The sequence below is a fragment of the Kitasatospora sp. NPDC034023 genome, from assembly GCF_055575795.1.
This window is the reverse complement of the sequence record NZ_JBVIRY010000004.1, coordinates 263312-282020: the sequence shown is the minus strand read 5'-3', so window position 1 is coordinate 282020 and position 18709 is coordinate 263312. Positions and strand designations below refer to the sequence as shown.

At 71.3% G+C, this 18709-nt stretch carries 14 protein-coding genes; all 14 read left to right on the top strand.

Annotation, left to right across the window (positions count from 1 at the left end; all coding sequences use genetic code 11):
* The first annotated feature begins 14 nt into the window (after positions 1-14).
* The 14 genes from nuoE (at position 15) to ACZ52R_RS08315 (ending at position 18649) form a co-directional block, all read left to right on the top strand.
* Entirely contained in the window at positions 15-884 is an 870-nt protein-coding gene (gene nuoE, locus ACZ52R_RS08380; protein WP_465616888.1) for an NADH-quinone oxidoreductase subunit NuoE, read from the top strand.
* A complete protein-coding gene (nuoF, locus tag ACZ52R_RS08375) occupies positions 884-2245 on the top strand; it encodes an NADH-quinone oxidoreductase subunit NuoF (RefSeq protein WP_360494498.1) in 1362 nt (453 codons plus the stop codon). The genes nuoE and nuoF overlap by 1 nt, the downstream gene beginning before the upstream one ends.
* The gene (locus ACZ52R_RS08370) at positions 2242-4812 is read left to right on the top strand and encodes an NADH-quinone oxidoreductase subunit G (RefSeq protein ID WP_465753169.1); all 2571 of its coding nucleotides are present in this window, start codon (positions 2242-2244) and stop codon (positions 4810-4812) included. The genes nuoF and ACZ52R_RS08370 overlap by 4 nt, the downstream gene beginning before the upstream one ends.
* Positions 4809-6137, top strand: a complete 1329-nt coding sequence (nuoH, locus tag ACZ52R_RS08365; RefSeq protein WP_360494495.1) for an NADH-quinone oxidoreductase subunit NuoH — start codon at positions 4809-4811, stop codon at positions 6135-6137. The genes ACZ52R_RS08370 and nuoH overlap by 4 nt, the downstream gene beginning before the upstream one ends.
* A gap of 6 nt (positions 6138-6143) precedes the next feature.
* Positions 6144-6773, top strand: coding sequence for an NADH-quinone oxidoreductase subunit NuoI (gene nuoI / locus ACZ52R_RS08360; RefSeq protein ID WP_360494492.1), 630 nt, complete (start codon positions 6144-6146; stop codon positions 6771-6773).
* Positions 6770-7702, top strand: a complete 933-nt coding sequence (locus ACZ52R_RS08355; protein WP_465661392.1) for an NADH-quinone oxidoreductase subunit J — start codon at positions 6770-6772, stop codon at positions 7700-7702. The genes nuoI and ACZ52R_RS08355 overlap by 4 nt, the downstream gene beginning before the upstream one ends.
* Entirely contained in the window at positions 7699-7998 is a 300-nt protein-coding gene (gene nuoK, locus ACZ52R_RS08350; RefSeq protein ID WP_030235394.1) for an NADH-quinone oxidoreductase subunit NuoK, read from the top strand. The genes ACZ52R_RS08355 and nuoK overlap by 4 nt, the downstream gene beginning before the upstream one ends.
* Before the next feature lie 14 nt (positions 7999-8012).
* On the top strand, positions 8013-9926 hold the full coding sequence (gene nuoL / locus ACZ52R_RS08345) for an NADH-quinone oxidoreductase subunit L (RefSeq protein ID WP_360494486.1): 1914 nt from the start codon (positions 8013-8015) through the stop codon (positions 9924-9926).
* A 34-nt stretch (positions 9927-9960) separates the two neighbouring features.
* Positions 9961-11580, top strand: coding sequence for an NADH-quinone oxidoreductase subunit M (locus tag ACZ52R_RS08340; protein ID WP_360494483.1), 1620 nt, complete (start codon positions 9961-9963; stop codon positions 11578-11580).
* Entirely contained in the window at positions 11577-13214 is a 1638-nt protein-coding gene (gene nuoN / locus ACZ52R_RS08335) for an NADH-quinone oxidoreductase subunit NuoN (RefSeq protein WP_360494480.1), read from the top strand. The genes ACZ52R_RS08340 and nuoN overlap by 4 nt, the downstream gene beginning before the upstream one ends.
* Before the next feature lie 311 nt (positions 13215-13525).
* A complete protein-coding gene (locus ACZ52R_RS08330; protein WP_360494477.1) occupies positions 13526-14536 on the top strand; it encodes a polyprenyl synthetase family protein in 1011 nt (336 codons plus the stop codon).
* Positions 14537-14694: 158 nt separating this feature from the next.
* Positions 14695-15357 carry a response regulator transcription factor gene (locus ACZ52R_RS08325; RefSeq protein WP_360494474.1) on the top strand — a complete coding sequence of 221 codons (663 nt, stop codon included), beginning with the start codon at positions 14695-14697 and terminating at the stop codon, positions 15355-15357.
* 233 nt (positions 15358-15590) lie between these two features.
* Positions 15591-17588 carry a 2-oxoacid:acceptor oxidoreductase subunit alpha gene (locus ACZ52R_RS08320; RefSeq protein WP_465753168.1) on the top strand — a complete coding sequence of 666 codons (1998 nt, stop codon included), beginning with the start codon at positions 15591-15593 and terminating at the stop codon, positions 17586-17588.
* Complete coding sequence (locus ACZ52R_RS08315; protein ID WP_465661387.1) at positions 17585-18649, top strand: 2-oxoacid:ferredoxin oxidoreductase subunit beta; 1065 nt, start codon at positions 17585-17587, stop codon at positions 18647-18649. Before ACZ52R_RS08320 ends, ACZ52R_RS08315 begins: the two co-directional genes overlap by 4 nt.
* Positions 18650-18709 lie beyond the last annotated feature (60 nt).

The window sequence follows — 18709 nt, the reverse complement described above, 5'->3', positions numbered from 1 at the left end:
ACGTCGAACTCGGACTGCCGGCGCTGCCGGCCGCACCGTACCCCGAGGAGGTGCACGCCCGGCTGGCCTCCGACGCCGCCGAGCTGATCGCCCGCTACCCGCAGTCCCGCTCGGCGCTGCTGCCGCTGCTGCACCTGGTGCAGGCGGAGGAGGGCTTCGTCAGCCGGACCGGGATCCGGTTCTGCGCCGAGCAGTTGGACCTCACCACCGCCGAGGTCACCGCCGTCGCGACCTTCTACACCATGTACCGGCGGCGCCCGGCCGGGAAGTACCACGTCGGGGTCTGCACCAACACCCTGTGCGCGGTGCTCGGCGGCGACCAGATCTTCGCCGAGCTCCAGGAGCACCTGGGCATCGGCAACAACGAGACCACCGAGGACGGCGAGGTCTCGATCGAGCACATCGAGTGCAACGCGGCCTGCGACTACGCGCCCGTGGTGATGGTCAACTGGGAGTTCTTCGACAACCAGTCCCCGGAGAGCGCCCGGCAGCTGGTCGACGACCTGCGCGCCGGTCGTGAGGTCCGGCCCACCCGCGGCGCCCGGCTGTGCGGTTTCAAGGAGACCGCCCGGATCCTGGCCGGTTTCCCGGACGAGCGCCCGGGCGCCAACGACGAGTCCGGCGCCGGCGGGGCACCCTCCCTGGCCGGTCTGCGGCTGGCCCGCGGCGAGGCCCTGCCCGGCACCCCCGGCACCAGGGTCGTCTCACCCCGCCACGAACCGCCCCGCGAGGAACCGCCGCACACCGAGGCGTCCCGCGAGGAACCGCCGCACACCGAGGCGTCCCGCGAGGAACCGCCGCACACCGGCGAGTCCCGCGACGAGCTGCCGCACACCGACGCGCCCCGCACCGAGGGCACCGGCCAGGAAGGGAGCGAGGCGTGATGACCTCCGCCGAGCCGGCCGAGAAGCTGCTCACCCCCGTCCTGTCCGACTCCTGGGACGACAGCCGTCCCTGGACGCTCGACACCTACCGCCGCCACCACGGCTACGAGGGCCTCAAGGCCGCCCTCGCCATGCCCCCGGACGACGTGATCGCCCTGGTCAAGGACTCCGGTCTGCGCGGCCGCGGCGGCGCCGGCTTCCCCACCGGCATGAAGTGGCAGTTCATCCCGCAGAACGACGGCAAGCCGCACTACCTGGTGGTCAACGCCGACGAGTCCGAGCCGGGCACCTGCAAGGACATCCCGCTGCTGTTCGCGAACCCGCACTCCCTCATCGAGGGAATGATCATCGCCTCCTACGCGATCCGCTGCGACCACGCGTTCATCTACCTGCGCGGCGAGGTCGTCCCGGTGCTGCGCCGGCTGCACGCGGCGGTCGCCGAGGCGTACCGGGCGGGCCTGCTCGGCCGGAACATCCTCGGCTCCGGCGTCGACCTCGACATCACCGTGCACGCCGGCGCCGGCGCGTACATCTGCGGCGAGGAGACGGCGCTGCTGGACTCGCTGGAGGGCCGCCGCGGCCAGCCCCGGCTGCGGCCCCCGTTCCCGGCGATCGCCGGCCTGTACGCCTGCCCGACGGTGGTCAACAACGTCGAGTCGATCGCCTCGGTGCCGCCGATCCTGGCCCGCGGCAAGGAGTGGTTCAAGGGCCTGGGCACCGAGAAGTCCCCCGGCTTCACGCTCTATTCGCTCTCCGGGCACGTCACCAACCCCGGCCAGTACGAGGCCCCGCTGGGCGTCACGCTGCGCCAGCTGCTCGACCTCAGCGGTGGCATCCGCGCCGGGCACCGGCTGAAGTTCTGGACCCCGGGCGGCTCGTCCACCCCGATGTTCACCGACGAGCACCTCGACGTCCCGCTGGACTACGAGGGCGTCGGCGCGGCCGGCTCGATGCTCGGCACCAAGGCGCTGCAGGTCTTCGACGAGACCACCTGCGTGGTGCGGGCGGTCACCCGCTGGACGGAGTTCTACGCCCACGAGTCCTGCGGCAAGTGCACCCCCTGCCGGGAGGGCACCTACTGGCTGGTCCAGCTGCTCAAGCGGGTCGAGGCGGGCGAGGGTGTCGAGGGGGACCTGGAGAAGCTCCTCGACATCGCGGACAACATCAACGGCAAGTCCTTCTGCGCGCTGGGCGACGGTGCGGCCAGTCCGATCGTCTCCTCACTGCAGCACTTCCGGGCCGAGTACGAGCAGCACCTGGCCGAGCGCCGCTGCCCGTTCGACCCGGCCGCCTCCACCGTCTGGGCCGACGGCCCCCGCCCCGGCCACCAGTCCGCCACCGAAAGGGAGGTGCACGCGTGACGATCACAGAGCCAACCGCCTCCACGGGAGACAAGCCCGCGGTCGAACTGGTCACGCTCACCATCGACGGCGTCGAAGTGCAGGTCCCCAAGGGGACGTTGGTGATCCGGGCGGCCGAGACCGTCGGCACCCAGATCCCGCGCTTCTGCGACCACCCGCTGCTCGACCCGGCCGGCGCCTGCCGCCAGTGCATCGTCGAGATCGAGGGCCAGCGCAAGCCGGTCGCCTCCTGCACGATCCCGGTGGCCGAGGGCATGGTGGTGCGCACCCAGCTCAGCTCGCCGGTGGCGGAGAAGGCGCAGCGCGGCGTGATGGAGCTGCTGCTGATCAACCACCCGCTGGACTGCCCGGTCTGCGACAAGGGCGGCGAGTGCCCGCTGCAGAACCAGGCGATGAGCAGCGGCGCCGCCGACTCCCGCTTCGAGGGCATGAAGCGCACCTACGAGAAGCCGGTGCCGATCAGCAGCCAGGTGCTGCTGGACCGCGAGCGCTGCGTGCTGTGCGCTCGTTGCACCCGTTTCTCGCAGCAGATCGCCGGGGACCCGTTCATCGACCTGGTGGAGCGCGGGGCGCTGCAGCAGGTCGGCACCGGTGAGGGGGACGACTTCGAGTCGTACTTCTCCGGGAACACCATCCAGATCTGCCCGGTGGGTGCGCTGACCTCGGCGGCCTACCGGTTCCGCTCGCGCCCCTTCGACCTGGTGTCCTCGCCGAGCGTGTGCGAGCACTGCTCGGCGGGCTGCGCGCAGCGCACCGACCACCGGCGCGGAAAGGTGCTGCGCCGGCTGGCGGGCGAGGACCCGGCGGTGAACGAGGAGTGGAACTGCGACAAGGGCCGTTTCGCCTTCCGGTACGCCCAGCAGCGGGACCGGCTGACCACCCCGCTGGTGCGGGTGGACGGCGAACTGGTGCCGGCCTCCTGGCCGGAGGCGCTGGCGAAGGCCGCCGAGGGCCTGCGCGGCGCCCGGACGGGCGTGCTGGCCGGCGGCCGGGTCACGGTCGAGGACGCGTACGCGTACGCCAAGTTCGCGCGGGTGGTGCTGGGCACCAACGACGTGGACTTCCGGGTCCGCCCGCACAGTGGCGAGGAGGCGGAATTCCTGGCCGCGGCCGTGGCCGGGCGGGGCATCGACGTGGACGGCGACGGCCTGACCTACGAGCTGTTGGAGCAGGCGCCGGCGGTGCTGCTGGCGGGCTTCGAGCCGGAGGAGGAGTCGCCGATCGTCTTCCTGCGGCTGCGCAAGGCGGTCCGCGGCCGCGGCCAGAAGGTGTTCTCGGTGGCCGCGTTCGGCTCCCGGGGCCTGGCCAAGCTGCGCGGCGCGCTGCTGCCGGCCGCGCCGGGCACCGAGCCGGAGTGGCTCGCGGCGCTGGCGGCGGACGAGCCGCTGAGCGACGACGCGGGCCGGGCGGCCGAACTGCTGCGCACGCCCGGCGCGGTGATCATGGTGGGCGAGCGGCTGGCCGCCGTGCCGGGCGCGTTGACGGCGGTGCTGCGGCTGGCGCACGCGACCGGCGCGCGGCTGGCGTGGGTGCCGCGCCGCGCGGGTGAGCGCGGGGCCGTGGAGGCGGGTGCGCTGCCGGGCTTGCTGCCCGGTGGCCGTCCGCTGGCCGCTCCGGGGGCGCGGGCCGAGGCGGCCGCGCTGTGGGGGGTGGCGGAGCTGCCCTCCAAGCCGGGCCGGTCCACCGACCAGATGCTGGCGGCGGCCGCGCAGGGCGAGTTGGACGCGCTGCTGGTCGGCGGCGTGGACCCGGACGACCTGCCAGACCCGGCGCTGGCCGACGAGGCGCTGGCGGCGGTCCCGTTCGTGGTGTCGCTGGAGCTGCGGCCCTCCGCGGTGACGGCGCGGGCGGACGTGGTGCTGCCGGTGGCGGCGGTGGCGGAGAAGGCCGGCACCTTCCTGGACTGGGAGGGCCGGGTGCGGATGTTCGAGGCGGCGCTCAAACCGGACCAGCAGATGGGCCGGCACCTGGAGTCGGACCTGCGGGTGCTGAGCATGCTGGCGCACGCGCTGGGCCACCGGCTGGGCCTGCCCGACGTGCGGGCGGCGCGGCTGGAGCTGGACGGTTTCACCCCCTGGGAGGGCGACCGCGCGGCGGACCCGGCGGCGCACCCGGGCCTGCTGCCCCGTCCGGCCACCGGCCAGGCGGTGCTGGCGGGTTGGCGTTACCTGCTGGACAACGGCGTGCTGCAGCAGGGCGATCCGCACCTGGCGGGCACCCGGCACCGGGCGGTGGCCCGGATCTCCGCCGAGACGGCGAAGGAGGTCGGCGCCGAGGCGGCCGCCGGGCTGCGGCTGACCGGCCCGGCCGGCTCGCTGACCCTGCCGCTGGAGGTCACCGACTCGATCCCGGACCGTACGGTCTGGATCCCGCTCGACTCCACGCCGGGCGGCGCCCACCGCGCGCTCGGCACCACTGTCGGCCACCTGGTCACGATCGCCGCGGCCGAGGTCGAACCCGAGCCGGCGGCACAGGCTCAGGCGGCACAGGCTTCGGTGGCGCAGGCCCCGGCCGACACGGCCGCGGACGAAGCCGACACGACCGCGGGCGAAGGGGAGGACCGATGACTCCGCAGCCGTACGAGACGCTCCACTTCTTCGGCCAGGACCCGTGGTGGCTGGTCCTGCTGAAGGCGGTGTTCTGCTTCGCCTTCCTGGTCCTGACGGTGCTGATCGCGATCGTCTGGGAGCGCAAGGTGGTGGCCTGGATGCAGCTGCGCATCGGGCCGAACCGGCACGGGCCGTGGGGCCTGCTGCAGTCCCTGGCGGACGGCGTGAAGCTGGCGCTGAAGGAAGACCTGGTGGTCAAGGGCTCGGACAAGGTGGTCTACATCCTGGCCCCGATCGTCTGTGCCATCCCGGCCTTCATGGCCTTCGCGGTGATCCCGTTCGGCCCGGCCGGCAACGAGGTGTCGATCTTCGGCACCCGGACGCCGCTGCAGCTGACCGACCTCCCGGTGGCCCTGCTGTACATCCTGGCGACGGCCTCGGTGGGCATCTACGGCATCGTGCTGGCCGGCTGGTCCTCCGGTTCGACGTACCCGCTGCTGGGCGGGCTGCGCTCGTCCGCGCAGATGATCAGCTACGAGATCGCGATGGGCCTGTCCTTCGCGGCGGTGTTCATCTACTCGGGCTCGATGTCGACCTCGGAGATCGTGGCGCACCAGCAGACGACCTGGTTCGCGGCGCTGCTGCCGGTGTCGTTCATCGTCTACATCATCTCGATGGTCGGGGAGACCAACCGGGCGCCGTTCGACCTCCCGGAGGCCGAGGGCGAGCTGGTCGGCGGCTTCAACACCGAGTACTCCTCGCTGAAGTTCGCGATGTTCATGCTGGCCGAGTACGTGAACATGGTGACGGTCTCGGCGGTGGCCTCGACCCTCTTCCTGGGCGGCTGGCGGGCCCCGTGGCCGGTCTCGACCTTCTGGGAGGGCGCCAACCACGGCTGGTGGCCGATGCTGTGGATCACGCTGAAGATCCAGCTGCTGCTGTTCTTCTTCATCTGGCTGCGCGGCACGCTGCCCCGGCTCCGCTACGACCAGTTCATGAAGCTGGGCTGGAAGGTGCTGATCCCGGTCTCGCTGGTGTGGCTGGTGCTGATCGCGAGCGTGCGGGCGCTGCGCAACGAGGGCTACGGCTTCGGCGAGGTGGTGCTGTACGTGGGCGCCCCGGTCGGGGCGGTCCTGTTGCTGGCGCTGCTGTGGGACTTCCTGAGGAAGCAGCCGGAGCCCGAAGAGGCCCCGCCGAAGGGCGAGTTCGACCCGATGGAGGGCGGCTACCCGGTCCCACCGCTGCCGGGCCAGGTGCTCCCGCCGGTACCGCGCAGGCGTAGCCGCGCCCCGAAGCAACTCCAGGACGCCCTCAACGGGGCCGACCATTCCGAAGGGAGCTGAACCGCGATGTCGTCCGACAAGTCCGACCAGTCTGACCAGTCCGACCGTACGGACCGGCCCGAGCGGGCCGACCGGCCGTCGATCCTCGGTCCGGCCGCCGGCTTCGGCGTGACCTTCAAGGCCATGTTCAAGAAGCGGCTCACCGAGCAGTACCCGGAGCAGAAGAAGCCCACCGCTCCGCGCTTCCACGGCCGCCACCAGCTGAACCGGCACCCGGACGGCCTGGAGAAGTGCGTCGGCTGCGAGCTGTGCGCGTGGGCGTGCCCGGCCGACGCGATCTACGTGGAGGGCGCGGACAACCGGGACGAGGAGCGCTACTCGCCGGGCGAGCGCTACGGCGCGGTCTACCAGATCAACTACGCCCGCTGCATCCTGTGCGGGCTGTGCATCGAGGCCTGCCCGACCCGCGCGCTCACCATGACCAACGAGTACGAGCTGGCCGACTCCTCCCGGCGGGACCTGATCTTCACCAAGGAGCAGCTGCTGGTGGGCCTGTCCGAGGGCATGGTCGACACCCCGCACGCGATCTTCCCGGGCACCGACGAGGGCGCGTACTACCGGGGCGAGATCACCGCGGCCGCGCCGGGGACGGTGCAGCAGGAGCGCACCGACCGGGAGAAGGAGGCGCAGCAGTGAACGGGTCCCTGATCCTCGAAACCGGTAGGACCCTGGCGGCGACGGGGACGACCTCCACCGGCGAGGCCGTCCAGTTCTGGGTGCTCGCGGTGATCGCGGTCGGCGGCGCGCTCGGCATGCTGCTGATGAGGAAGGCCGTGCACAGCGCGCTGTGCCTGGCGGCCACCATGATGGCGCTGGCGGTCTGTTACATGGCCCAGGGCGCGGTGTTCCTGGGCGTGGTGCAGATCGTGGTCTACACCGGCGCGATCATGATGCTGTTCCTGTTCGTGGTGATGCTGGTCGGCGTCACCAGCGAGGACTCCCTCAAGGAGCAGCTGAAGGGCCAGCGGTTCGCCGCGGTGCTGTGCGGGCTGGGCTTCGGCGTGCTGCTGATCGCCGGGATCGCCAACGCCAAGCTGGACCACTTCACCGGGCTGGCCGAGGCGAACGCCGAGGGCAACGTTCCGGGCCTGGCCCGGCTGATCTTCACCCGCTACGTGTGGGCCTTCGAGGTCACCGGCGCGCTGCTGATCACCGCGGCTATCGGCGCGATGGTGCTGACCCACCGCGAGCACGTGAAGGCGCCGAAGACGCAGCGCGAGTTGGCGGCGCAGCGAGTCATGGACAACATCCAGCTGCCGCCGCTGCCGGCGCCGGGCGTGTACGCGCGGCACAACGCGGTGAACGTGCCGGGTCTGCTGCCGGACGGCACGATCGCGGAGGACTCGGTGATGGCGACGCTGCGCGAGCGCGGCCAGATCCGGGACGTCAGCCAGGCGATGGTGCAGCGGATGGCGGAGCTGGAGAACAGCACGGCGGACTGGCTGGGCCGTCCGTCCTCCGAGCGGCCGGTGGTGACCGGTCCGCGCAAGTCGCTGGAGCCGGTGCCCAACCACGAGGCGGCGAACGGCGAGAACGGCCGGACGGACCAGGAGGGCGCGGAGTGAACCCGGTCAACTATCTGTACCTGTCGGCCCTGTTGTTCACCATCGGCGCGTCCGGGGTGCTGATCCGGCGCAATGCGATCGTGCTGTTCATGTGCGTGGAGCTGATGCTGAACGCCTCGAACCTGGCGCTGGTGACCTTCTCCCGGATGCACGGGACCCTGGACGGTCAGATCATCGCGTTCTTCACGATGGTGGTCGCGGCGGCCGAGGTCGTGGTCGGCCTCGCCATCATCGTCTCCATCTTCCGGACCAGGCACTCCGCTTCGGTCGACGACAGCAACCTGATGAAGCTGTAGGCGGAGGGCCCTCGGTGAACTCTCTCATTCCGCTGCTGGTGGCGGCTCCGCTGGCCGGCGCCGCCCTGCTGCTGCTCGGCGGCCGGGCGCTGGACCGGTTCGGCCACTGGCTGGCCACCGCGCTCGCGGCGCTCTCGTTCGGCTTCGGCCTGGCGCTCTTCTCCGACATGCTCGGCCGTGACGCCGAGCACCGGGCGGTCACCAAGCACCTGTTCAGCTGGATCTCGGTGAACGGCTTCCAGGCCGACATGACCTTCCAGCTCGACCAGTTGTCGATGACCTTCGTCCTGCTGATCACCGGCGTCGGCACGCTGATCCACCTCTACTCGGTCGGCTACATGGCGCACGACGAGCGCCGGCGCCGCTTCTTCGCGTACCTGAACCTGTTCCTGGCCGCCATGCTGCTGCTGGTGGTCGCCGACAACTACCTGGTGCTGTACTTCGGTTGGGAGGGCGTGGGCCTGGCCTCGTACCTGCTGATCGGCTTCTGGCAGCACAAGCCGAGCGCGGCGACGGCGGCCAAGAAGGCGTTCATCGTCAACCGGGTCGGCGACATGGGCCTGTCCATCGCGATCATGCTGATGTTCGCCGAGTTCGGCTCCTTCGCCTTCGGCCCGATCCTCGGTTCGGAAGGCGCAGTCGGCGGCGCGCACCAGGCGAGCGAGGGCAAGCTGACGGCGATCGGCCTGATGCTGCTGCTGGCAGCCTGCGGCAAGTCGGCCCAGGTGCCGCTGCAGTCCTGGCTCGGCGACGCCATGGAGGGCCCGACCCCGGTGTCGGCGCTGATCCACGCGGCCACCATGGTGACCGCCGGCGTCTACCTGATCACCCGCTCCTCGGCGATCTTCGACCTGGCGCCGGACGCCCAGACCGCCGTGGTGGTGGTCGGTGCGGTCACGCTGCTGTTCGGTGCGATCGTCGGTTGCGCCAAGGACGACATCAAGAAGGCGCTGGCCGGCTCGACCATGTCGCAGATCGGCTACATGGTGCTGGCGGCCGGGCTCGGCCCGATCGGCTACGCCTTCGCGATCATGCACCTGGTGACCCACGGCTTCTTCAAGGCCGGGCTGTTCCTCGGCGCCGGGTCGGTCATGCACGGCATGAACGACGAGGTGAACATGCGTCACTACGGTGGCCTGCGCAAGTACATGCCGGTCACCTTCGTCACCTTCGGCCTCGGCTACCTGGCGATCATCGGCTTCCCGGGCCTGTCCGGGTTCTTCTCCAAGGACAAGATCATCGAGGCGGCCTTCGCCAAGGGCGGCACCGAGGGCTGGATCCTCGGCCTGTGCACCCTGGTCGGCGCCGCCGTCACCGCGTTCTACATGACCCGGGTGATGGTGCTGACCTTCTTCGGCGAGAAGCGCTGGCAGCCGGACGAGGACGGCAACGCCCCGCACCCGCACGAGTCGCCGAAGACCATGACGATCCCGATGATCCTGCTGGCCTTCGGCTCGGTCTTCGCGGGCGGGCTGTTCGCCTACAACGACTCGTTCCTGAAGTGGCTGGAGCCGGTCACCGGGTACGCGGAGGGCAACTCGCCGCTCACCCCGCTGACCGTCACCCTGCTGACCACGGCCTGCATGCTGGCCGGCGTCGCCCTCGCGTACCTGATGTACGGGCGCGCGCCGGTCCCGGTGGTGCCGCCGGTCGGCTCCCCGCTCACCCGGGCCGCCCGCCGCGACCTGCTGCAGGACGACTTCAACCACGCCGTGCTGGTACGGCCGGGCTCGGCCCTCGCCGCGACCCTGGTCTTCTTCGACAGCCGCGGCTTGGACGGCCTCGTCAACGGCCTGGCCGCCACGATCGGCGGCCTGTCCGGCCGGCTGCGGCGGGTCCAGAACGGCTACGTCCGCTCGTACGCGCTCTCCATGTTCGGCGGCACGCTGGTGCTGGTCGCCATGACTCTCCTGATGAGGTCCGTGTAATGACTCGTCCTGATACTCGTTGGGGGGTCCCGTCATGAGCGTGTTGTTGAGTGCCACCTGTGCCGTCCCGGCAGCCGGGGCGGTGCTGACCGCGGCCCTGCCCGCCGGGTCGACCGAGGCCCGGCGCAAGACCACCAAGGCCGTCGCCCTGGGCGTCTCGGCCGTCACCCTGGTGCTGGCCGCCGTGGCGGCGACCCGGTTCGACCCGCACGGCGACCGCTACCAGCTGACCGAGTCGTACAGCTGGATCCGTTCCTTCGGCATCACCTTCTCGCTCGGCGTGGACGGCATCGGCGCCGTCCTCGCCCTGCTCACCGCGGTCCTGGTGCCGATGGTGATGCTCGCCTCCTGGCACGACGCCGATCCGGGACCGGCCAAGCCCGACGGCACCTTCGAGAACAGGCGCCGCACCCAGGCCTTCTTCGCCCTGATCCTGGCGGTGGAGGCGATGGTGATCGTCTCCTTCTACGCCACCGACGTCTTCGTGTTCTACGTGTTCTTCGAAGCCATGCTGATCCCGATGTACTTCCTGATCGGCGGCTTCGGCGACCGGGCCGGCGGCCCCGATTCGTCGCGTCAGCGCTCGTACGCGGCCGTGAAGTTCCTGCTTTACAACCTGCTCGGCGGCCTGGTGATGCTGGCCGCCGTGATCGGCCTGTACGTGATCGCGCAGGACCAGGGCTTCGGCACCTTCGACCTGCAGACCCTCACCTCGGCGATCGCCGACGGGAGGCTGCAGCTGTCCGGCACCGCCGAGAAGGGGCTGTTCCTGGGCTTCTTCTTCGCCTTCGCGGTGAAGGCCCCGCTGTGGCCGCTGCACACCTGGCTGCCGAACGCGATGGGCGAGAGCACCGCCGGCACCGCGGTGCTGATCACCGCGGTGGTGGACAAGGTCGGCACCTTCGCGATGCTGCGCTTCTGCCTCGGGCTGTTCCCGCACGCCTCGAAGACCTTCGCTCCGGCGATCCTGGTCCTCGCGCTGATCGGGATCGTCTACGGCGCGCTGCTGGCGGTCGGCCAGAAGGACATCAAGCGGCTGGTCGCCTACGCCTCGATCTCGCACTTCGGCTTCATCATCATGGGCATCTTCGCCCTGACCAGCCAGGGTCAGAGCGGCGCGACCCTCTACATGGTCAACCACGGCCTCTCCACGGCGGCGTGGATGCTGGTGGCCGGTTTCCTGATCTCCCGCCGCGGCTCGCGGCTGATCGCCGACTACGGCGGTGTGCAGAAGGTCGCCCCGGTGCTCGCCGGGACCTTCCTGATCGGCAGCCTGGCCACCCTGTCGCTGCCCGGCCTGGCCCCGTTCGTCAGCGAGTTCCTGGTGCTGGTGGGCACCTTCACCCGCTACCCGGTGATCGGGATCATCGCGACCTTCGGCATCGTGCTGGCCGCGCTGTACGCCCTGCTGCTGTACCAGCGCACCATGACCGGCCCGGTGAAGGAGGGCGTGCGGGCGATCCCCGACCTCAAGGCCCGCGAACTCGCCGTGGTCGCCCCGCTGGTGGCGCTGACCGTCCTGTTCGGCGTCTACCCCAAGCCGCTCACCGACCTGGTCAACCCCTCGGTGAACGCGACGCTCTCGCAGGTCCACGAGACCGACCCGGCACCGGCCCACCCGGTCGCCGCCACCCCAGGAGGTGAGCAGAAGTGAACGCCACCGCAGTGCTCGCCGCCGCCGGCGGCAACACCCCCAGCATCCCGGCGCCGCACATCGAGTACGGTCAACTCTCCCCGATGCTCGTGGTGTTCGGCGCCGCCGTGGCCGGCATCCTGGTGGAGGCCTTCGTGCCCCGCCGGTACCGGCACTGGACGCAGGTGACGCTCGCCCTGGCCGGGCTGGTCGGCGCCTTCGTCGCCGTGGTGGTGCTGGCCGTGCAGAGCCACGGCTTCACCCGGATCGACCTGCTGGCCATGGAGTCGGTCGCGCTGGACGGCCCGGCACTGTTCCTCCAGGGCGTGATCCTGCTGGCCTCGGTGGTCGCGGTGCTCACCTACGCCGAGCGGAAGCTGGAGCCCAAGGCCGGCGGCCTGCCCGCCGACGCCTTCGCCGCCCAGGCCGCCGCCACCCCCGGCGGCGAGCAGGAGCGGGCCGCGGTCCGGGCCGGCTTCGCCACCAGTGAGGTCTTCCCGCTCACCATGTTCGCGGTCGGCGGCATGCTGCTGTTCCCCGCCGCGAACGACCTGCTGACCATGTTCGTGGCGCTGGAGGTCTTCTCCCTGCCGCTGTACCTGCTGTGCGCCCTGGCCCGGCGCCGTCGGCTGCTCTCCCAGGAGGCGGCGGTCAAGTACTTCCTGCTCGGCTCCTTCGCCTCGGCGTTCTTCCTGTTCGGCACCGCGCTGCTGTACGGCTACGCCGGCAGCGTGAAGCTCGGCGACATCGGGGACGTCATCTCCGGCAAGGCGATGACCACCCCCGCGCAGCTGAGCAGCACCCAGAGCGACGTGCTGGTACTGACCGGCCTGGCGATGCTGGCGGTCGGTCTGCTGTTCAAGGTCGCCGCGGTGCCCTTCCACTCCTGGACCCCGGACGTCTACCAGGGCGCGCCGACCCCGGTGACCGGCTTCATGGCGGCGGCCACCAAGGTCGCGGCCTTCGGGGCCTTCCTGCGGCTGTTCTACGTGGCCTTCCCGGGCCTGCGGCTGGACTGGCGGCCGGTGATGTGGGGCGTGGCCATCCTCACCATGGTGGTGGGCGCGGTGCTGGCGGTGACCCAGCAGGACGTGAAGCGGCTGCTGGCGTACTCCTCGATCGCGCACGCCGGCTTCATCCTGACCGGTGTGATCGCCGTCAACAAGCAGGGCATCTCCTCGGTGTTGTTCTACCTGCTGGCGTACTCCTTCGTGACGCTCGGCGCGTTCGCGGTGGTCACCCTGGTGCGCGACTCCAAGGGCGAGGCGACCCACCTGTCCAGCTGGGCCGGGCTGGGGCGGCGCTCGCCGCTGGTGGCCGCGGTGTTCGCGCTGTTCCTGCTGGCCTTCGCCGGGATCCCGCTGACCTCCGGCTTCACCGGGAAGTTCGCGGTCTTCCAGGCCGCGGCGAGCGGCGGGGCGACACCGCTGGTGATCGTCGGTGTGCTGAGCTCGGCGGTGGCCGCGTTCTTCTACATCCGGGTCATCGTGCTGATGTTCTTCTCGGACCCGCAGCCCGGCGGGCCCACGGTGGCGATCCCGAGCGCCTTCACGGCGACCGCGATCGGGATGGGGGTCGTGGTCACGCTGGGCCTCGGTCTGCTGCCGCAGTACTTCCTCGACCTCGCGTCGAAGGCCTCACTGTTCGTGCGCTGACCCTCCGAGCCCACCGCTCCCGACCAGGGCCCGTCCGGGCCGCGCCCCGCCCGCGCGGCCCGGACGGGTCTTTGTCGCCCGCCGGCGCCGGAGCGGCCCCGGCGACTCTCCCGCCTTTATTTCCACCCGAATTCACCCCCACCGCCGCACGGCCCGCACAGCCGCCCTGACCAGGGCATCCGGCCCGATCCTGACAGGATCCGCACGCCCGTGCAGTGATCCACTCGCGACCGGATACCCTGCCTGTATGGCCAGCGGCGGCACTCAGGGACCAGGCCGCTAGATCGACCAGGGACAGAGGAGTGGTCTTCGTGACCGTCGTGGAACCCTTCGGGCTCAGCGTGCAGGACCGCGACCTGACCCGGGACATCCAGGTCGGCCTGGACGCGGTGGAGGCGGCGCTCGGCGAGGCCGTCAAGAGCGACGTCCCCTTCATCACCGTCACCGCCAGTCACCTCCTCGAGGCCGGCGGCAAGCGCTTCCGTCCGCTGCTCCTCCTGCTGGCCGCCCAGTTCGGCGACCCGGGCGCACCCGGCGTGGTGCCGGCCGCCGTCGTCGTCGAGCTGACCCACCTGGCCACGCTGTACCACGACGACGTCATGGACGAGGCCCCGGTGCGCCGAGGCGCCCCCAGCGCCAACTCCCGCTGGGACAACTCGGTCGCCATCCTCACCGGCGACTTCCTGTTCTCCCGCGCCTCCCAGGTGCTGGCCGACCTCGGCCCGGAGGCCGTGCGGATGCAGGCCGAGGCCTTCGAGCGGCTGGTCACCGGCCAGATCCTGGAGACCCGCGGCCCCGGCCCGGAGATGGACCCCCTGCTGCACTACCTGGACGTGCTGGAGGGCAAGACCGGCTCACTGATCGCCGTCTCCTGCCGGATAGGAGCGCTGATGGCCGGCGCCGAGCCCGCGCTGGTGGACACCCTCGGCGAGTTCGGCGAGCGGATCGGCATCGCCTTCCAGCTGGCCGACGACGTGCTCGACATCTCCAGCGACGGCCACGAGTCCGGCAAGACCCCCGGCATCGACCTGCGCGAGGGCGTGCCGACCCTGCCGACCCTGCTGCTGCAGCAGATGCCGGCCGACCCGGCGGACCCGGACGACACCCGGCTGCGCGAACTGCTCACCCAGGACCTCTCGGACGACGAGCCGCACGCCGAGGCGCTGCGCCTGATGCGGGCCCACCCCGCGCTGGAGCGCGCCCGCGCCGAGACGCTGCGCCGGGCCGAGGAGGCCCGGGCGCTGCTCGCCCCGCTGCCGGACTGCCCGGCGAAGGCGGCCCTGGAAGGGCTCTGCGACGCGGTGGCCATCCGCACCATGTGACGCGGCTTCCCGGCATCATCGGCCCGGTCCTCGGCGGAAGCCGCGGCCCGGGCCGATCGGGTTTCCGGGCCGCGCGACCGGCTTTCCGGGCCGGGCACGACCGGCCCCCGGGATGGGGGAGACTGGCCTGTGTCAGCTCACCCAGCCGGAAGGTCGCCATGCGTCGCGTCGTCATCGCCGAGGACTCCGTACTGCTGCGGGAGGGACTGACCCGGCTGCTCACCGATCGCGGTCTGGAGGTGGTCGCGGGTGTCGGGGACGGCGAGGCCCTGGTGAAGACCATCCACGACCTGGCCGCTGCCGACGCGCTGCCCGACGTCGTGGTCTCCGACGTGCGGATGCCTCCGAGCCACACCGACGAGGGCCTGCGCGCCTGTGTCGAGCTGCGCGGCCGCTACCCGCAGCTGAACGTGCTCGTGCTGTCGCAGTTCGTGGAGGAACGTTACGCCTCGGAGCTGCTGGCCGGATCCACCCGGGGTGTCGGCTACCTGCTGAAGGACCGGGTCGCCGAGGTGCGCGAGTTCGCGGACGCCGTGGTCCGGGTCGCCGAGGGCGGCACCGCGCTGGACCCCGAGGTGGTGCAGCAACTGCTCAGCCGCAGCCGCAAGGGCGATGTGCTGGCCAACCTCACGCCGCGCGAGCGCGAGGTGCTCGGACTGATGGCCGAGGGCCGCACCAACGCCGCGGTGGCCAAGCAGCTGGTGGTCTCCGACGGAGCCGTGGAGAAGCACGTCAGCAACATCTTCCTCAAGTTGGGCCTGGCCCAGAGCCCGGAGGACCACCGCCGGGTACTGGCCGTACTGACGTACCTCAACTCCTAGCCGGGAGCCCCGACTGCCGCCGGAGCGCCGGGTACGGCCGCCGGATTCGGAATGATCTCCGGCGGTCGGACGTTCTTGCTCGTGTGCGGTACGGACGCGGGTCGGTGATTTCCCGCCGCACGCGGGAGTTCCGTCCTTGGCCGACTCCACCCGCATAGGATGCGGGAGGTGCACCAGGCGGACGGGGCACGGGGCCGCGCCCGCGGGTGGTGTGCCCTAGGAGGTCCGCGGCAGTGACCAGTCAGGTCGATCAGTCAGAGGCAGTGGACGGCTCGGACGGCGACGAGGCCCGTGCCGGGAGCGGCGAGGCGCGCCCCGGCCCGAGCGTGCCCGCCGGCCCACCCGCCTCGGGCGGCCCGGCACCCGGCCGAGCCAAGCCGATCCGCAGACTCGACCGGGTGATCATCCGTTTCGCCGGCGACTCCGGGGACGGCATGCAGCTCACCGGTGACCGGTTCACCTCGGAGACGGCGTCCTTCGGCAACGACCTGTCCACGCTGCCGAACTTCCCCGCCGAGATCCGTGCCCCCGCCGGCACCCTCCCGGGCGTGTCGTCCTTCCAGCTGCACTTCGCCGACCACGACATCCTGACCCCGGGCGACGCCCCGAACGTGCTGGTCGCGATGAACCCGGCCGCGCTGAAGGCGAACCTGCCGGACCTGCCGCGCGGCGCGGAGATCATCGTCAACACCGACGAGTTCACCAAGCGCGCGCTGGCGAAGGTCGGTTACCCGGCCGACCCGCTCACCGACGGGTCGCTGGACGGCTTCCACCTGCACAAGGTGCCGCTGACCACGCTGACCGTGGAGGCGCTCAAGGACAGCGGTCTGGCGCGCAAGGACGCGGAGCGGGCGAAGAACATGTTCGCCCTGGGCCTGCTGTCCTGGATGTACCACCGGCCCACGCACGGCACCGAGTCGTTCCTGCGCAGCAAGTTCGCGAAGAAGCCGCAGATCGCCGAGGCGAACATCCACGCCTTCCGGGCCGGCTGGAACTTCGGCGAGACCACCGAGACCTTCGCGGTCTCCTACGAGGTGTCGCCGGCCAAGCTCCCGGCCGGGCGCTACCGCAACATCTCCGGCAACCTCGCCCTGTCCTACGGGCTGATCGCCGCCGGACAGCGCTCGGGCCTGCCGCTGTACCTGGGCTCGTACCCGATCACCCCGGCCTCGGACATCCTGCACGAGCTGAGCAAGCACAAGAACTTCGGGGTGCGCACCTTCCAGGCGGAGGACGAGATCGCCGGGATCGGTGCCGCGCTCGGCGCCGCCTTCGGCGGGGCGCTCGGCGTGACCACCACCTCCGGGCCCGGCGTGGCGCTCAAGAGCGAGACGATCGGCCTGGCGGTCTCGCTCGAACTGCCGCTGCTGGTCGTGGACATCCAGCGCGGCGGCCCGTCCACCGGTCTGCCGACCAAGACCGAGCAGGCGGACCTGCTGCAGGCCATGTTCGGCCGCAATGGCGAGGCGCCGGTGCCGATCGTGGCCCCGGCCACGCCCGCGGAGTGCTTCGACGCGGCGCTGGAGGCGGCCCGGATCGCGGTCACCTACCGCACCCCGGTCTTCCTGCTGTCCGACGGCTACCTGGCCAACGGCTCGGAGCCCTGGCGGATCCCCGACGTCGACGAACTGCCCGAGATCGACCCGCAGTTCGCGACCGGCCCGAACCGCGAGGACGGCGCCTTCTGGCCGTACCTGCGGGACCCGCGGACGCTGGCCAGGCCCTGGGCCCTGCCCGGCACGCCCGGCCTGGAGCACCGGATCGGCGGCATCGAGAAGCAGGACGGCACCGGGAACATCTCCTACGACCCGGCCAACCACGACTTCATGGTCCGCACCCGGCAGGCCAAGGTCGACGGCATCACCGTCAAGCCGGTCGAGGTGGACGACCCGACCGGCGACGCCCGGGTGCTGGTCCTCGGCTGGGGCTCGACGTACGGGCCGATCACCGCGGCGGTGCGCCGGGTGCGAGCGGACGGTGGCGAGGTCGCCCAGGCGCACCTGCGCAACCTCAACCCCTTCCCGGCCAACCTGGGCGCGGTGCTGAGGAGTTACGAGAAGGTCATCGTGCCCGAGATGAACCTCGGGCAGCTCGCCCTGCTGCTGCGGGCGAAGTACCTGGTGGACGCCGAGTCCTACAACCAGGTGCGCGGACTGCCCTTCAAGGCGGCCCAGTTGGCGGACGTGTTGTGGGCCGCGATCGGCACCCTGGACGAGGAGGACCACCGATGAGCGAGCGGAGCGAGCGAGGCTTCCCGTCCCTGCGGCTGGTGCCCAAGGACGAAGCGCCGCAGAGCGCACGGGACTTCAAGACCGACCAGGAGGTGCGCTGGTGCCCCGGCTGCGGGGACTACGCGATCCTGGCGGCGGTGCAGGCCTTCATGCCGGAGCTCGGCATCAGACGGGAGAACACGGTCTTCGTCTCGGGCATCGGCTGCTCCTCGCGTTTCCCGTACTACATGAACACTTACGGGGTGCACTCGATCCACGGGCGGGCGCCGGCCATCGCGACCGGGCTGGCCACCGCGCGCCAGGACCTCAGCGTGTGGGTGGTGACGGGTGACGGTGACGCGCTGTCGATCGGCGGCAACCACCTGATCCACGCCCTGCGGCGGAACGTCAATCTGAAGATCCTGCTGTTCAACAACCGGATCTACGGCCTCACCAAGGGCCAGTACTCGCCGACCAGCGAACTCGGCAAGATCACCAAGTCCACGCCGATGGGCTCGCTGGACGCACCGTTCAACCCGCTGTCGCTGGCGCTCGGCGCCGAGGCCACCTTCGTCGCGCGCACCATCGACTCCGACCGCCGGCACCTGCAGTCGGTGCTGCGGGCGGCGGCCGAGCACGAGGGCACGGCGCTGGTCGAGATCTACCAGAACTGCAACATCTTCAACGACGGCGCCTTCGAGGTGCTGAAGGAGCCCGGCACCCGGGACGAGGCGCTGATCCGGCTGGAGCACGGGCAGCCGATCCGCTTCGGCGCAGAGGGCGCCAACGGCGTGTTCCGGGGCCCGGACGGCGAACTGTTCACCGCGCCGGTCACGGCGGCGAACGAGACGGACGTGCTGGTCCACGACGCGCACGCGGCCGGCCCGGCCACCGCCTTCGCGCTCTCCCGGATCGCCGACGCGGACACCCTGCACCACACGCCGATCGGTGTGCTGCGCAGCGTCGAGCGGCCCGTCTACGACGAGTTGATGGCGAGCCAGCTGGCCACCGCCGCCGCCCACCGCGGCCCGGGCGACCTGGCCGCGCTGCTGGCGGGCAACGACACCTGGACGGTGGACTGACCGTCCCCGGTACGCGTCGGCGCCCCTCGTCCCGGCCGGGACGAGGGGCGCCCGTTGTTC

Excerpts from the sequence above, each read along its gene's own strand:
- nuoH (WP_360494495.1), top strand. The coding sequence starts at position 4,809 with ATGACTCCGCAGCCGTACGAGACGCTCCACTTCTTCGGCCAGGACCCG.
- nuoI (WP_360494492.1), top strand. The coding sequence starts at position 6,144 with ATGTCGTCCGACAAGTCCGACCAGTCTGACCAGTCCGACCGTACGGAC.
- ACZ52R_RS08325 (WP_360494474.1), top strand. The coding sequence starts at position 14,695 with ATGCGTCGCGTCGTCATCGCCGAGGACTCCGTACTGCTGCGGGAGGGA.
- ACZ52R_RS08315 (WP_465661387.1), top strand. The coding sequence starts at position 17,585 with ATGAGCGAGCGGAGCGAGCGAGGCTTCCCGTCCCTGCGGCTGGTGCCC.
- nuoF (WP_360494498.1), top strand. The coding sequence starts at position 884 with ATGACCTCCGCCGAGCCGGCCGAGAAGCTGCTCACCCCCGTCCTGTCC.
- ACZ52R_RS08340 (WP_360494483.1), top strand. The coding sequence starts at position 9,961 with ATGAGCGTGTTGTTGAGTGCCACCTGTGCCGTCCCGGCAGCCGGGGCG.